This is a genomic window from Pseudomonas graminis (genome assembly GCF_001705435.1).
Classification (GTDB): Bacteria; Pseudomonadota; Gammaproteobacteria; order Pseudomonadales; family Pseudomonadaceae; genus Aquipseudomonas; species Aquipseudomonas graminis_B.
In genome coordinates this window covers 45,905-60,028 of record NZ_MDEN01000059.1, presented here as the reverse complement: position 1 = coordinate 60,028, position 14,124 = coordinate 45,905, and the positions used below count along the sequence as shown (strand labels likewise).

Genomic DNA, 14,124 nt, shown 5'->3' with positions numbered 1-14,124 from the left:
ATACCCTTAGTTGATCATGCCCACTTTGTGAGACAACCCTTTGATGGCACAAAGGGCAAATACGCTCGTGCTGCACGCACCGCTGTCCATCGCTGACTTCAACGCCGCCACGTCGACAGTGTTGATGTAGGCAATTCCCCGCTTGAGGCTGTCTTGGTCGCCGTAGCCGCCGTGTTGCATCTCATCGAGGGCTGCCTGCTTGCTCCAGCCCTGAGCAACGATGCGGTACATCGCTGCCACCAGACCGGTCCGGTCCAGGCCATGCTTGCAGTGAATCAGTACCGGCCCTTTTTGCTGCGCGGCCTGGATAGCCCTCAGGCTTTCAATCACATCGGCATCGTCGATGTGCACCACCTGCAGCGGAATCTGCACCTGCTCGACGGACGTGTCGGACAGCCATTTACTGTCACTTTCCTTGAGGAAGTTGATCACTGTGTGCACGCCAAGCTGCTGCAGAAGCGGCTGTACTGCAGCGTCCGGCTGGCGACTGCGATAAAGCGTTGGCGTGATCTGGTAGAGGTTGTAGTGCGCATCCACGAGTTGCGCCCACTGCGCCGGGCGTGATGATTGCGCCGGTGAAGCATCGTCGGCTCGAGCGAGGGAGGCAGATGATACCGCCAGTAGCAGGGCGAGTTGAACAGCAAGCGGGCGAAGGCGCATGGAAGACGTACCGTGGAAACCAGCCATTTATCGATGGGGCAAGTTTTCGCTGCCTTGGGTCAAGGCGCTGTGAGGCGCGTGTCAAAAGTTGGTGAAAGCCGTTGATCGGTGCCGGGGTTTTTTTCAGGGTCTGAGCGTGAGGGAAATAGGTATTTCGCGATACTGTATGCATAACCAGTTATCAAGGAGCCGTCATGTCCATTCAGTTGCCCCCACGCGGGCGCGGCACCGCGACCAACCCGCATAACCGCTTCGCGCCCAACCGATCCGTGGTCGAAGACGACGGCTGGTATCAGGAAGTGCCGCTGACCCAGGGCACCACCGTTACGCTGGAAACCGCCAAGAGCATCATCGCGCGCAACTCATCGCCCGACATCCCTTTCGACCGCTCGATCAATCCGTATCGGGGATGTGAACACAGTTGTATTTACTGCTACGCCCGGCCGAGCCACGCCTACTGGGACATGTCGCCGGGGCTGGACTTCGAAACCAGACTGATCGCCAAAACCAATGCGGCTGCCCTGCTGGAGCAGCAGCTGTCCAAGCCAGGCTATAGCGTCGCACCGATCACCCTGGGCGCGAATACCGATCCGTATCAGCCCATCGAGCGCGAATACACATTGAGCCGGGCGACGCTGGAAGTGCTGCTGCGCTATCGCCATCCGGTGACGATCATCACCAAGGGCTCGCTGATTCTGCGGGATCTGGACCTGCTGGCCGAGCTGGCGAAGCTGCGGCTGGTATCAGTGTTCATCAGCCTCACGACGCTGGACGATGAGCTCAAGCGCATCCTTGAACCCCGTGCTGCGGCACCCAGGGCCAGGCTGCGGGCGATTCGGGTCTTGCGCGACGCCGGTGTTCCGGTGGGCGTCTTGCTGGCGCCGATGATTCCAATGATCAATGACATGGAGCTGGAGAAGTTGATGGCCGAGGCCAAGGCCGCCGGTGCATTGAGTGCGAGCTACGTAATGCTGCGTCTGCCGCTGGAGGTCGCCCCGCTGTTCGAAGAGTGGCTGCAGGCGCATTATCCGCAGAGGACCGAACATGTGATGAGCCTGGTTCGACAAAGCCGCGGCGGTGAGGTGTATGACAGCCGCTTTGGCTCACGAATGCGCGGTGAGGGGGTGTTCGCCGAACTGCTGGCGCAGCGTTACAGCCTGGCCATCAAGAAGTACGGCTTGAACCGGCGGGAAAGTTTTCAGCTGGACTGCAGCGCGTTTTGCCCGCCCGGTGGTCAGATGTCGCTGTTGTGACTCGGGTGGCGTCCTAACTGGGTTTCACCACGACAGGCGCTTGCGGTTTAGATTTTCTAACGCAAGACCCGCGATCTAGAGCCACGCATTCAGTTTCAATTAAGTTTGCGTCGTTAAGGTGAGTCGGAAGTGACCGATTGGTCTTGTAGGAAACGAGTCGTACGAAGGCCAGAAAAGAGTGGGTCATCCACAGGATTCGCCGGAAAATTCACTTAAATCCGTCAGAGAGGATGAAACATGAGTGACCAGGATAAGCAGCCTCAGGCTGCGACGACAGGCGTTACGCCTCAGGTGGAAACCGCCGAGATGGCACTGAAGCAAATCGTTGATGGCTTCAAGCAATTCCGCCATGACGTCTTCCCTCAGCAGGAAGAACTGTTCAAGAAACTCGCCACCGCCCAGCATCCCCGGGCCATGTTCATCACCTGCGCCGATTCGCGCATCGTCCCGGAACTCATCACCCAAAGCTCGCCAGGCGACCTGTTCGTCACCCGTAACGTGGGTAATGTCGTCCCGCCTTATGGCCCCATGAATGGCGGCGTGTCGACGGCGATCGAGTACGCCGTTCTGGCCTTGGGCGTTCAGCACATCATCGTCTGCGGCCACTCCGATTGCGGGGCCATGCGCGCCGTTCTCAACCCCGACACCCTGGAAAAAATGCCGACGGTCAAAGCCTGGCTGCGTCATGCCGAGGTCGCCAAGACCGTTGTGCAAGACAACTGCAATTGCACCGGCGAGCATGAAACCATGCACGTGCTGACCGAAGAAAACGTCATCGCACAGCTGCAACACCTGCGCACGCACCCCTCCGTGGCGTCCAAGCTGGCCAGCGGCCAATTGTTTATCCACGGTTGGGTTTACGACATCGAGACCAGCGAGATCCGCGCCTACGATGCCGAGCAGGATTGCTTCCTGCCTCTGGATGGCGACCATCCGGTGCCCATGGCGTCGATTCCCCGCGGGCGATATTGATCGCTGGCTGACCCGCTGCGCCTGAGCGCAGCGGCGTCGGCCCTGACGGTTCCACCCCCATACAAGCTCGTAGCGGCCGCGCATAGCGCGTGCCGCCGGGCGTTGTCACGTCTGAATTCCGGAGAGTCGTCATGGCTACTACTGATCTGAAAGCGTTGTTACCACGGGAGCTGCTGGCTTCCGTGGTGGTTTTTCTGGTGGCCCTGCCGCTGTGCATGGGGATCGCCATCGCTTCCGGCATGCCTCCCTCCAAGGGTCTGATCACCGGCATCATCGGCGGTCTGGTGGTGGGCTGGCTGGCCGGTTCGCCGCTTCAGGTCAGCGGCCCGGCGGCAGGTCTGGCAGTGCTGGTGTTCGAGCTGGTACGTGAACACGGTATGGCCATGCTCGGGCCGATTCTGCTGCTCGCCGGTGCGCTGCAATTGCTGGCTGGACGCTTGAAGCTCGGTTGCTGGTTTCGTGTGACGGCGCCTGCGGTGGTGTACGGCATGCTCGCGGGCATCGGCGTGCTGATCGTGCTCTCCCAGGTCCACGTTATGTTCGACAGTGGGCCCAAGCCTTCCGGGCTCGATAATCTCGTGGCGTTCCCGCAGACCCTCATGGGTGCGATGGGAATGGGCAGCGCCATGCAGGCCGGCCTGCTCGGGCTGGGCACCATCGCCGTGATGTGGCTGTGGGAAAAGCGTCGGCCCCAGGCACTTCGGTTCGTACCGGGCGCGTTGCTCGGCGTCGGCATTGCGACGGTGGTGAGTCTGGTGATGAGCTTGCAGGTCAAGCGAGTGGAGGTTCCAGCCAATCTTGCAGAGGCCATCGACTGGCTGCGCCCCGCAGACCTGCTGAACCTGGCTGACCCTGCCATCCTGATCGCGGCGATTGCCGTGGCTTTCATTGCCAGCGCTGAAACCCTGTTGTCGGCAGCGGCGGTGGATCGGATGCATGACGGCCAGCGGTCGGACTTCGACAAAGAGCTCAGCGCCCAGGGTGTGGGTAACATGTTGTGCGGTCTGGTCGGTGCGCTGCCGATGACGGGCGTGATCGTGCGCAGTTCGGCCAACGTCCAGGCCGGTGCCAAGACGCGGCTGTCGGCAATGTTCCACGGTTTGTGGCTGCTGGCGTTCGTGCTGTTGCTGTCCAGTGTGCTGCAAAGCATTCCTGTGGCGAGCCTGGCAGGCGTGCTGGTCTACACCGGCGTGAAGCTGGTGAATGTTCAAGCACTCAAAGGGCTGGGGCGCTATGGCCGCATGCCAATGTTCATCTATGGCGCGACCGCCAGCGCGATTGTCCTGACCGACCTGCTGACGGGTGTGTTGATCGGCTTTGGCCTGACCCTGGTGAAGCTGGCGCTGAATGCATCGCGCTTGAAAATCAACCTCGTCGATCTGCCAGCCGAGGGGGAGATGGAGCTGCGCCTGAATGGTTCGGCCACGTTCCTCAAGGTGCCGGCCCTGACCCAGACGCTGGAAACCGTGCCCCCTGGCACCACGTTGCATGTGCCGCTGGGCAACCTGACCTACATCGACCATTCCTGCCTGGAGCTGCTGGAAGAGTGGGGCCGCGCCAACGCGGCGCAGGGTTCGCGTTTACTGCTGGAGCAACGGCTGCTCAAGCGTCGCGTGGAGGGAAGGATCCGCACGTCGATTGGAGGAACAGCGCTGCATTAAGGTCCGCGTGAGGGGCGTGCGGGATCAGTCTTTCCCGCACTCCATCTCCAGCCCCACGCCCAACTGGCGTGACAGGCTGGGCCAGCGTTTCCATGCTGCTTCGGTGTCCGGGCTGGCGAGGCGCTCGCGGTAGGCTTCCACCGACTCCAGGGAGAAGCTGTCGTCGTCGAGCATCTCGTCGATGGCGTGATGCACCACTTCGTCCAGCTGATTGGCGAAGGCCTCGCCGATCAGCTGGTGGGCGATGACGCTGGCCACGGTGGTATTCATGGGTATCAGCGGCTGGCCGAAGTGCTTGATGTACAGATCGTTCACTTCTTCCACCAGCCGGTGGGCCAGGTAAGCTTCGTCCAGCAACCCATCCAGCCCTTCGTGGCCCGCCATGATGGCCGGCGGCGCCGTGAAGAATTGCTCGGCGATTTTCAGGACCGGTCTGATCTGGCTTTCGATTCCGGCCTGCAACGCGACGTCATGGGCAGCGTCCAGCAAGTCCGGAACCTGACCAATGTAGGCAATGACAAAGCGCGTCAGTACGCCTCGCGCGTCTACGTCAGGCAGGTGAATGGACGGGTGGAGATGAGGAAGTTGCGACTCCAACTGGCGCGAAAGCTGACCGGATTGGGCTTCGTGTTCCTGAGCTCGGGTGATCTGCTCGCGCAATGCGGCGGTGTTCATGGATGCTCCATAGGCAGTGAAACCAGGCGGTCATTATAGGGAAGTCCATACCTTAGCTTGCCCACAAATGGTCCTAAGACGTAATTGTCATAACAGGTTCATGGTTATGTGCATAATCGCGCGCTCGTGGACTATCAATGTGCTGAACTCATGACCCGAACCCAACAAACCGTTTTCATCCTTGCCGCCATCGTGGCGCTGGTGCTGGGTCTGACCGTCTTCCGGGTGTTGTCCGGCACGGATCAGGGCGATCAGACCGCGCTTAACGACGCGGGCATCATCCTTCTCCCGCAGAGCCGCACTGTGCCTGATTTCTCGTTTACCGATCAGGACGGTCAACCCTTTCCATTGAGCCAGTTGAAGGGTCAATGGACGGTGCTGTTCTTCGGCTACACCTTCTGCCCGGACATCTGCCCGACCACCCTCGCCCAGCTTCGTCAGATCAAAAGCGAGCTGCCCCCTGAGACCGTCGACAAGCTGCGCATCGTGCTGGTCAGCGTTGATCCTGATCGCGACACGCCGCAACAGCTCAAGCAATACCTGGGTTATTTCGACAAGGGGTTCGTCGGCTTGAGGGCGCCGGTCGATACGCTGAAGAACCTGGCGGATGCGGTGAGCATCCCGTACATCCCGGCGGACACCAGTAAGCCGGGCTATACGGTCGACCACAGCGGCAACCTCGCCCTCCTTGGCCCTGACGGCACCCAGCGCGGGTTTATCCGCGCGCCGCTGAACAGCCAGAAGCTGGTAGCGCAGTTGCCGGGGCTGGTTGAGAGGAAGTAAGGACTGATCTCGGCGTTGCGCCGAGATCATGGGCGTGTGGCGATCAGAACGCCGGAACCACGGCGCCTTTGTACTTCTCAACGATGAACGCTTTGGTTTCTGGGCTGTGCAGCGCGGCGACCAGTTTCTGGATGGCCGGGGCATCCTTGTTGTCCTCGCGGGTCACCAGGATGTTCGCGTAAGGCGACTCCGCCCCTTCGATGATCAGCGCATCCTTGGTCGGATCAAGCTTGGCCGTCAGGGCGTAGTTGGTGTTGATCAGCGCCAGGTCCACCTGCGTCAGTACGCGTGGCAGGGTCGCCGCTTCCAGCTCGCGGAACTTCAGGTTCTTCGGGTTCTGCTGCACGTCGCTTGGCTTGGCGGTGATGCTGGTCGGATCCTTCAGGGTGATCAGACCGGCCTTGACCAGCAGCAACAGGGCACGGCCCTCGTTTGTGGCGTCATTCGGGATGGCCACGTTGGCGCCATCCGGCAGCTCGGCCAGACTCTTGAGCTTGTCCGAGTAAGCGCCAAACGGCTCGATGTGAACCTTGGCCACACTCACCAGATGAGTGCCCTTGCCCTTGTTGAACTCATCCAGATACGGCTGGTGCTGGAAGAAGTTGGCGTCCATGCGGTTCTGGTCGACCTGCACGTTTGGCTGAATGTAATCGTTGAAGACCTTCACGTTCAGCGTCACGCCCTCTTTCGCCAGCATCGGCTTCACGAACTCGAGAATCTCGGCATGGGGCACGGCGGAGGCCGCAACGGTCAAGGTCTCATCGGCATGGGCAGACAGCGCCGCCACGGCAGCGAATACAGCCAACAACTTCTTCATTTCTACTACTCCTGAAATGCACGCGCAGTCGCATGCATCTGCCGGTCAGTGACCGGCGAATTCGGTTAACGGTGTGAAAAATGCGCGACCAGTCTGTCGCCGACGGTTTGCAGGATCTGCACCAGCACCAGCAGCAATACGACCGTTACAAACATCACATCGTTCTGGAAGCGTTGGTAACCATAGCGAATCGCCAGATCGCCCAGGCCGCCGGCACCGACCGCACCGGCCATGGCCGTGAACGACACCAGCGCAATTGCGGTCACGGTGATTGCCGCGAGAATGCCAGGGCGTGCTTCAGGCAACAGTGCCTTGATCACGATCTGCCGGGTCGTCGCGCCCATGGCCTGAGTGGCCTCGATGATCCCGCGGTCCACTTCCCGCAGCGCGGTTTCCACCAGGCGCGCGAAGAATGGCGTGGCGCCTGCGATCAACGGTGGCAGCGTGCCAAGAATGCCCAGCGAAGTGCCGGTGATGATTTCCGTCAGCGGCATCATCACGATCAGCAGGATGATGAACGGCAACGCCCGCAGCATGTTCACGATCAAGCCGACGGTGGTGTAGACCGGCTTGTTCTCAAGCAACTGACGCGGCGAGGTCAGGAACATCAGCACGCCCAGCGGCAAGCCCAGCAGAACAGTGAAGGCGAGCGAGACGCCGAGCATGATCAGGGTGTCGCCGGTCGCCAGCCAGATTTCGTACCAGTCGACGTTGGAAAACAGGTTGAGAAAAGTGTCCATCAGCGCAGGACCTCCATATGAACGTCGGCTGCGGTGAAGCGGGCAAACGCGGCGTCCATGTCACCACCGGTGATGGCCAGCGTCAGTTGCCCGTAAGGCGTATCTTTGATGCGGTCGATACGACCGGCCAGAATGCTGTAGTCCACGCCGGTTTCCCGCGCGACCGTGCCCAGCAATGGCGCGTAGGTCGCTTCGCCCTGAAACGTCAGGCGCACGATGCGGCCCTGAACATGGGCGAAATCACTGTTCACCTGGTTTTCGTCGACCTCTTCGTCTTCCTGCACAAAGCGGCGAGTGGTCGGGTGCTTGGGGTGCAGAAACACATCGGCCACGGCGCCCTGTTCGACGATCACGCCCGCATCCATGACCGCCACCTGATCGCAGACGCGACGGATCACGTCCATTTCGTGGGTGATCAGCACGATGGTCAGCTTCAGTTCGCGATTGATCTCGGCCAACAGCTGCAACACCGAGGCCGTGGTTTGCGGGTCGAGGGCGCTGGTGGCCTCGTCGCACAGCAGAATCTTCGGCTTGGTCGCCAGCGCGCGTGCGATGCCAACGCGTTGCTTCTGACCGCCGGACAATTGTGCCGGGTATTTCCTGGCGTGATCGGAAAGACCCACGCGAGCGAGCAGCTCGGCCACGCGCTGATCGATCTGCGCGCGGGACATGTCCCCGGCCAGCGTCAGTGGCATGGCGACGTTGTCGGCCACTGTCTTGGACGACAGCAGATTGAAGTGCTGAAAAATCATGCCGACCTGACGGCGGAAGCCGCGCAGACCCTCGGCGTCCAGCGCGGTGACATCGACGTCATCGACCAGGATCTGGCCGCCACTCGGCGCTTCAAGGCGGTTGATCAGGCGCAGCATGGTGCTTTTGCCGGCGCCGGAGTGGCCAATCAGGCCAAACACCTGGCCATTTTCGATGCGCAGGCTGGTGGGGTGCAGCGCGGGAATTTCCCGGTCGGCGACCCGATAGGTTTTGTGGACGTTCTGGAACTCGATCACGGAGCGAACCTTGTGGGGCGCGTTGAAAAATCAGCGTGGAGACTTATGCCTTCATCACGCTGCTGAGCGATGCCATTTCGGCTTCGGCTGGGTAAACCGGGCGCGCATTTTAGCCTGTCGAATCCGGATTGGGCCCAGCCTTCTTATCATTTATTTCACACTGCACCTGCCGAACGGTCATATGCACAGCCGACTGTCGGGCTGACGAAGGAAATCGATGAATCCGAAAAACAAACGGAACGGCTGATTTCATCGTCAGTCACTTACTTAGCGCCTGAATAATGCCTGACCTCGTGTCAGGCGTTGCCGCCTGCGAGCTCCTGCTGCCTCCACACCATGGAACGCCGAACAGGGAGCCGTCCGAACCGAGGAGTTTTGTCTGATGAGTAAGAACACCAATCCACCTGTTAGCGCCACCGCCAACAGTGAACTGGCTGGCACTGATACGCTGGATCGTGGCAATACCAACGCCAAGATCGAAAGCCTTGAAACCTTCCGCTCCGACGCCACCGGCGAGGCTTTGCGTACCAATCAGGGCGTAAAGATCTCCGACAACCAAAACACGCTGAAAGTCGGCTCGCGCGGCCCGTCGCTGCTTGAAGACTTCATCATGCGCGAGAAGATTACCCACTTCGACCACGAACGCATCCCGGAGCGTATCGTCCACGCACGCGGCACGGCGGCTCACGGTTACTTCCAGACCTACGAGAACCATTCGGCGCTGTCCAAGGCCGAATTCCTTCGTGACCCGGGCAAGAAAACCCCGGTCTTCACGCGCTTTTCCACGGTCCAGGGCCCACGCGGCTCTGGTGACACGGTCCGTGACGTACGCGGCTTCGCGGTCAAGTTCTACACCGGCGAAGGTAACTACGACCTGGTCGGTAACAACATGCCGGTGTTCTTCATTCAAGACGCCATCAAGTTCCCCGATTTCGTACACGCGGTGAAGCCAGAGCCTCACAACGAAATCCCTACGGGCGGCTCGGCCCACGACACCTTCTGGGACTTCGTTTCCCTGGTGCCGGAATCCGCGCACATGGTGCTGTGGACCATGTCCGACCGTGCGATTCCGAAAAGCCTGCGCTCCATGCAGGGTTTCGGCATTCACACGTTCCGCATGATCAACACCGAGGGCAAATCCTCGTTCGTCAAATTCCACTGGAAGCCTAAGTACGGTACGTGCTCTCTGGTGTGGGACGAAGCGCAGAAGCTTGCGGGCAAGGACACCGATTTCCACCGCCGCGACCTGTGGGAGTCCATCGAGATGGGCGACTACCCGGAATGGGAACTGGGCGTTCAGATCGTTGCCGAGGAAGACGAGCACAAGTTCGACTTTGACATTCTGGACCCGACCAAAATCATTCCGGAAGAGCTGGTGCCGGTAACACCGCTGGGCAAGATGGTGCTCGACCGCAACCCGGACAACTACTTCGCCGAGACCGAGCAGGTTGCGTTCTGCCCAGGCCACGTCGTGCCGGGTATCGACTTCTCCAATGATCCGCTGCTGCAAGGTCGGCTGTTTTCCTACACCGATACGCAGATCAGCCGACTGGGTGGGCCGAACTTCCACGAGATCCCGATCAACCGTCCGGTCTCGCCGAACCACAACAACCAGCGTGATGCTCAGCATCGCACTACCATCGACAAGGGTCGCGCTTCCTACGAGCCGAACTCGATCGACGGCGGCTGGCCGAAAGAAACCCCTGCAGGTCCGGAGGATGGCGGTTTCGAGACGTATCCAGAACGCATCGAAGCGCACAAAGTGCGTGAGCGCAGCCCGTCGTTTGGCGATCACTTCACCCAAGCCACGCTGTTCTTCAACAGCATGAGCGAGCACGAGAAAGAGCACATCATCGCGGCGTACAGCTTCGAGTTGGGCAAGGTGGAGCGTGAGCACATTCGCGCCCGTCAGGTGAACGAGATTCTCGCGAATATCGACCTCACACTGGCTGCGCGTGTGGCTGAAAATCTTGGCTTGCCGGCGCCGAAAGCCGCTACCGTCAAGGCGCAAGGCAACGGCAAGTTGAGCGTCGACAGCTCGCCTCTGCTGAGCCAGGCGAACCTGCTGCCTGCTGACATTGCTTCGCGCAAAGTCGCTATCCTCGTCGCGAACGGTGTTGACGACAAAGCTGTAGCGACGATGAAATCGGCGCTGGAAGCCAAAGGCGCACACGCCAAGGTGCTGGGTCCTACCTCCGCGCCGGTCAAAACCGCGAGTGGCGCGTCCCTGGCAGTGGATGCTTCGATGGAAGGTTTGCCATCGGTCGCGTTCGACGCTGTGTTCATCCCGGGCGGCGAAGCTTCGATCAAGGCCCTGAGCGGCGACGGCGTGGCACTGCACTACGTGCTTGAGGCGTACAAGCACCTCAAAGCCATCGCCTACGCGGGCGACGCGCAGAAATTGATCGACCTGCTGCGACTGGAAGCCGATGCCGGCTTGCTGACCGTTTCGGACGAAGCCTCCTTCAAGGCGTTCTTCGATGCGATCCAGCAGCACCGCGTCTGGGCTCGTGAGCCGAAAGCGAAAGCGATTCCTGCGTAATCTGCAGGGCTGGCAGTAACAAAAAAGGCGTTGCCCGCGAGGGCAACGCCTTTTCTTTTGATCAAAAATCGATCAGAGCTGAGCAGGCTTCAACACGATCTTCGCAGGTTCGGTCCGCTCGATTTCACGCTGCATCTGCAACTCGAAATCCGGGTTGATCTTCGTCACTCGCTTGGTCAGCAACGTTGCCAGCCAAGGGTAGTCGTCCGTGCGCGGCACCTGCACCGTGACGTCGCAGTTGAAGGCAGTCACGTCCTCAGCGATGTCACTCAACTGACGGCGCAGTTGCTTCATGTCCCCCAGCTTCAACTCGATGGTCGTGCTCTCGGCGCTCGGATCAATCACTTTCGCCTTGCGCCTGGCCTCCGCAGCCCGCAGATCAGCCTCGGCCTTTTCCAGCTCGGCCTTACGCGCGTGGGCGATGGCACCGTTGACGCCACTGGTCAGCGCCGGGGCCTTGGGCATCAGCGCGCGAGCTCGGCTAAGCGCGGTCGCGGCGGCATTCATGTCGCCTTTTTGCAGCACGATCTGACTGCGGCTCAAATAGGCCTCAGCCAATTGACGCTGGTACTGCTCGAGTCGGGGATCGTCCGGAGATTTGCTTTGCAGCGCCGCCAATTGATCTTCGGCGGTTGCCAACTCGCTGCTGGCGATGTTCTGTTCCAGCTGCTGATAGGCATCGGGCGCAGCCACAGATGCGGGCTGCTCGACGGGCTTGCTCTGGCAAGCACCCAACAGGATGGAAAATGCAGCAAGCAGCAGATAACGGGATGCGAACGGCTTCATTCCTGCGATTCTCTATTTGCGCAAAAAACGAGCAAGTCTACACACAACTGACTTGCACCGAAAATAACTGATCACTATCGGTGGCCGCGCAAGGAGTCATTGCACATTGCCGCCATTGGATTATTGCGGAGTATGACTCTGCCTGCTACCCAAGGTTCTACCGCTTGGGCAAAAGGAAGCTGAGCAGAAACAGCGCCGCCGCCGAGACCACGATAGACGGGCCTGCCGGGGTGTCCTTGAACCAGGACAGCGCCAGACCCGCGCACACCGCAATCACGCCAATGATGCTCGCACCCACAGCCATTTGCTCCGGCGAACGGGCGTGACGTTGTGCCGCAGCGGCGGGGATGATCAGCAGTGAGGTAATCAGCAAAACGCCGACGATCTTCATGGCCACCGCAATGACCACGGCGATCAGCAGCATCAACGTCATGCGCAGGGCCGCCACCGGCAGCCCTTCGACCGTCGCCAGCTCTTCATGCACGGTGATGGCCAGAAGCGGCCGCCACAGCGCACAGATCAGCACCAGCACCAACGCACTGCCCGCGAGAATCCACGCCAGATCGTTCGGACTGATAGCCAGCAGGTCGCCGAACAGATAGCCCATCAGGTCGATACGCACGTCACGCATGAAGCTCAGCACCACCAGACCCAGCGACAAAGTGCTTGGTGCGAGAATCCCCAGCAGTGTGTCGGACGCCAGCGGTTGGCGCTGCTGCAGGGTCACCAGCAACACCGCCAGCAGCAGGCAGCCTACGGTCACGGCGATCGTCGGGCTGATGTCCAGCAGAAAGCCCAAGGCCACGCCGAGCAACGCGGCATGGGAGAGCGTGTCGCCAAAATAGGCCATGCGCCGCCAGACCACGAAAGACCCCAGAGGACCTGCCACTACCGCTAACGCGAGGCCTGCGAGCAAGGCGTAAAGAAGAAAATCAGCCATGCTTGCAGCTGTCCCCGTGGTCGTGATTGTGGGTGTGGACGTGAGCCGGCGCGGGTTGGCAGACTTCGCCATGCAGGTCGTGGGCGTGATCGTGGTGATGGTGATAGATCGCCAGATTCGGGGCGTTCAGGCCGAACAGCTCCACGAAGGCGGGATCGTTGCTGACCTGCTCAGGGTGGCCGGAGCAGCACACGTGGCGATTGAGGCAGACCACCTGATCGGTGGTGCTCATGACCAGATGCAGGTCATGGGAAACCATCAGCACGCCGCATTGATGCCGATTGCGCAGCTGAGTGATCAGCGCGTACAGCTCGGCCTGCCCGGCGACATCAACGCCTTGCACCGGCTCGTCGAGCACCAGCAGCTCTGGCTTGCGCAGCAGCGCTCGCGCCAGCAACACGCGCTGCATCTCGCCGCCGGAAATCCCTTGCAGCGGGCTGTCGATGACCTTCTCTGCGCCGACCTCGATCAGCGCTGACCGCGCGGTGTCCCGATCAACGCCGGGGACCAGACGCAGGAAACGCAGGACCGACAGCGGCAGCGTGGCGTCGATGTGCAGCTTCTGCGGCATGTAACCGACGCGCAGTTTCGGTTTGCGCCAAATTTCGCCCGAGTCAGCTTTGAGCAGCCCCAGAACGGCGCGCACCAGAGTGGTCTTGCCCGCGCCGTTGGGGCCGATCAGGGTGACGATTTCGCCTGAACTGACGCTCAGCTGGATATGTTCCAGCACGCTCTGGCCGGCGCGCGTCACGCTGACGTCCTTCAGGCGAATCAGTGCATCGCTCATCAGGCGGCCTTGCACCCGGCACAGACGCCGACGACTTCGACGGTCTGGGCTTCGACGTCAAAGCCGACCTCATTGGCAGCGTCGACGATGGCCGAGCTGATGCTGCCGTGCTGCAGCTCAATGGCGGCGTTGCACTCGCGGCAGATCAGAAATTGGCCCTGATGCGCGTGGGTCGGATGGTTACAGCCGGCGAAGGCGTTCAGCGACGCAATGCGGTGCACCAGGCCGTTTTCCAACAGGAAGTCCAACGCGCGGTACACCGTAGGTGGTGCGGCGCGGCGGCCATCTTCTTCGCTGAGAACGGCGAGGATGTCGTAGGCGCCCAGCGGCTTGTGGCTCTGCCAGACCAGTTCCAGCACGCGACGACGCAGGGCCGTCAGCCGCAGGCCTTTGCCCGCGCACAGCGTGTCGGCTTCAGTGAGCGCACTGTGCACGCAGTGAGAGTGATCGTGGGGGCGACTGGCCAGGGGTGTTTTAGACATGAGCGGCGACGGCCTTTGA

General features: G+C 60.8%; 14 protein-coding genes. 5 read left to right on the top strand and 9 right to left on the bottom strand.

The window, feature by feature from the left end; all coding sequences use genetic code 11:
* Positions 1-6: 6 nt before the first annotated feature.
* On the bottom strand, positions 7-660 hold the full coding sequence (locus tag BBI10_RS08465; RefSeq protein WP_083233060.1) for a dual specificity protein phosphatase family protein: 654 nt from the start codon (positions 658-660) through the stop codon (positions 7-9).
* 194 nt (positions 661-854) lie between these two features.
* Here BBI10_RS08465 and BBI10_RS08460 point away from each other — a divergent pair, with 194 nt between their 5' ends.
* From BBI10_RS08460 to BBI10_RS08450, 3 genes are all read left to right on the top strand, one after another.
* Entirely contained in the window at positions 855-1,913 is a 1,059-nt protein-coding gene (locus BBI10_RS08460; protein ID WP_065987970.1) for a PA0069 family radical SAM protein, read from the top strand.
* Between the two features lie 306 nt (positions 1,914-2,219).
* Positions 2,220-2,885 (top strand): carbonic anhydrase, encoded by a 666-nt coding sequence (locus BBI10_RS08455; RefSeq protein ID WP_410929792.1) that lies wholly within the window; start codon positions 2,220-2,222, stop codon positions 2,883-2,885.
* Positions 2,886-3,016: 131 nt separating this feature from the next.
* On the top strand, positions 3,017-4,546 hold the full coding sequence (locus BBI10_RS08450) for a SulP family inorganic anion transporter (protein WP_065987967.1): 1,530 nt from the start codon (positions 3,017-3,019) through the stop codon (positions 4,544-4,546).
* 24 nt (positions 4,547-4,570) lie between these two features.
* On the opposite strand, the gene BBI10_RS08445 is transcribed toward BBI10_RS08450, so the two are convergent.
* Entirely contained in the window at positions 4,571-5,221 is a 651-nt protein-coding gene (locus tag BBI10_RS08445) for a hypothetical protein (RefSeq protein ID WP_065987966.1), read from the bottom strand.
* Positions 5,222-5,371: 150 nt separating this feature from the next.
* On the opposite strand from BBI10_RS08445, the gene BBI10_RS08440 reads away from it, so the two are divergent.
* A complete protein-coding gene (locus tag BBI10_RS08440; RefSeq protein ID WP_065987964.1) occupies positions 5,372-6,004 on the top strand; it encodes an SCO family protein in 633 nt (210 codons plus the stop codon).
* Positions 6,005-6,047: 43 nt separating this feature from the next.
* Here BBI10_RS08440 and BBI10_RS08435 read toward each other — a convergent pair whose 3' ends face one another.
* The 3 genes from BBI10_RS08435 to BBI10_RS08425 form a co-directional block, all read right to left on the bottom strand.
* Positions 6,048-6,821 carry a MetQ/NlpA family ABC transporter substrate-binding protein gene (locus tag BBI10_RS08435; protein ID WP_065987962.1) on the bottom strand — a complete coding sequence of 258 codons (774 nt, stop codon included), beginning with the start codon at positions 6,819-6,821 and terminating at the stop codon, positions 6,048-6,050.
* Positions 6,822-6,886: 65 nt separating this feature from the next.
* Positions 6,887-7,561, bottom strand: a complete 675-nt coding sequence (locus BBI10_RS08430; protein WP_065987960.1) for a methionine ABC transporter permease — start codon at positions 7,559-7,561, stop codon at positions 6,887-6,889.
* Positions 7,561-8,568, bottom strand: coding sequence for a methionine ABC transporter ATP-binding protein (locus BBI10_RS08425; RefSeq protein WP_065987959.1), 1,008 nt, complete (start codon positions 8,566-8,568; stop codon positions 7,561-7,563). Before BBI10_RS08425 ends, BBI10_RS08430 begins: the two co-directional genes overlap by 1 nt.
* Before the next feature lie 382 nt (positions 8,569-8,950).
* Here BBI10_RS08425 and katE point away from each other — a divergent pair, with 382 nt between their 5' ends.
* Positions 8,951-11,110: a catalase HPII gene (gene katE / locus BBI10_RS08420; RefSeq protein ID WP_065987958.1), complete on the top strand. Its 2,160-nt coding sequence runs from the start codon at positions 8,951-8,953 to the stop codon at positions 11,108-11,110.
* Between the two features lie 72 nt (positions 11,111-11,182).
* Here katE and BBI10_RS08415 read toward each other — a convergent pair whose 3' ends face one another.
* The 4 genes from BBI10_RS08415 to BBI10_RS08400 all read right to left on the bottom strand — a co-directional run bounded on the left by BBI10_RS08415 (position 11,183) and on the right by BBI10_RS08400 (position 14,105).
* Positions 11,183-11,896: a PA5502 family lipoprotein gene (locus BBI10_RS08415; protein ID WP_065987956.1), complete on the bottom strand. Its 714-nt coding sequence runs from the start codon at positions 11,894-11,896 to the stop codon at positions 11,183-11,185.
* Between the two features lie 157 nt (positions 11,897-12,053).
* Complete coding sequence (gene znuB / locus BBI10_RS08410; RefSeq protein ID WP_065987954.1) at positions 12,054-12,836, bottom strand: zinc ABC transporter permease subunit ZnuB; 783 nt, start codon at positions 12,834-12,836, stop codon at positions 12,054-12,056.
* A complete protein-coding gene (gene znuC / locus BBI10_RS08405; protein WP_065987952.1) occupies positions 12,829-13,623 on the bottom strand; it encodes a zinc ABC transporter ATP-binding protein ZnuC in 795 nt (264 codons plus the stop codon). Before znuC ends, znuB begins: the two co-directional genes overlap by 8 nt.
* Complete coding sequence (locus tag BBI10_RS08400) at positions 13,623-14,105, bottom strand: Fur family transcriptional regulator (RefSeq protein WP_065987950.1); 483 nt, start codon at positions 14,103-14,105, stop codon at positions 13,623-13,625. The genes znuC and BBI10_RS08400 overlap by 1 nt, the downstream gene beginning before the upstream one ends.
* Positions 14,106-14,124: the final 19 nt, after the last annotated feature.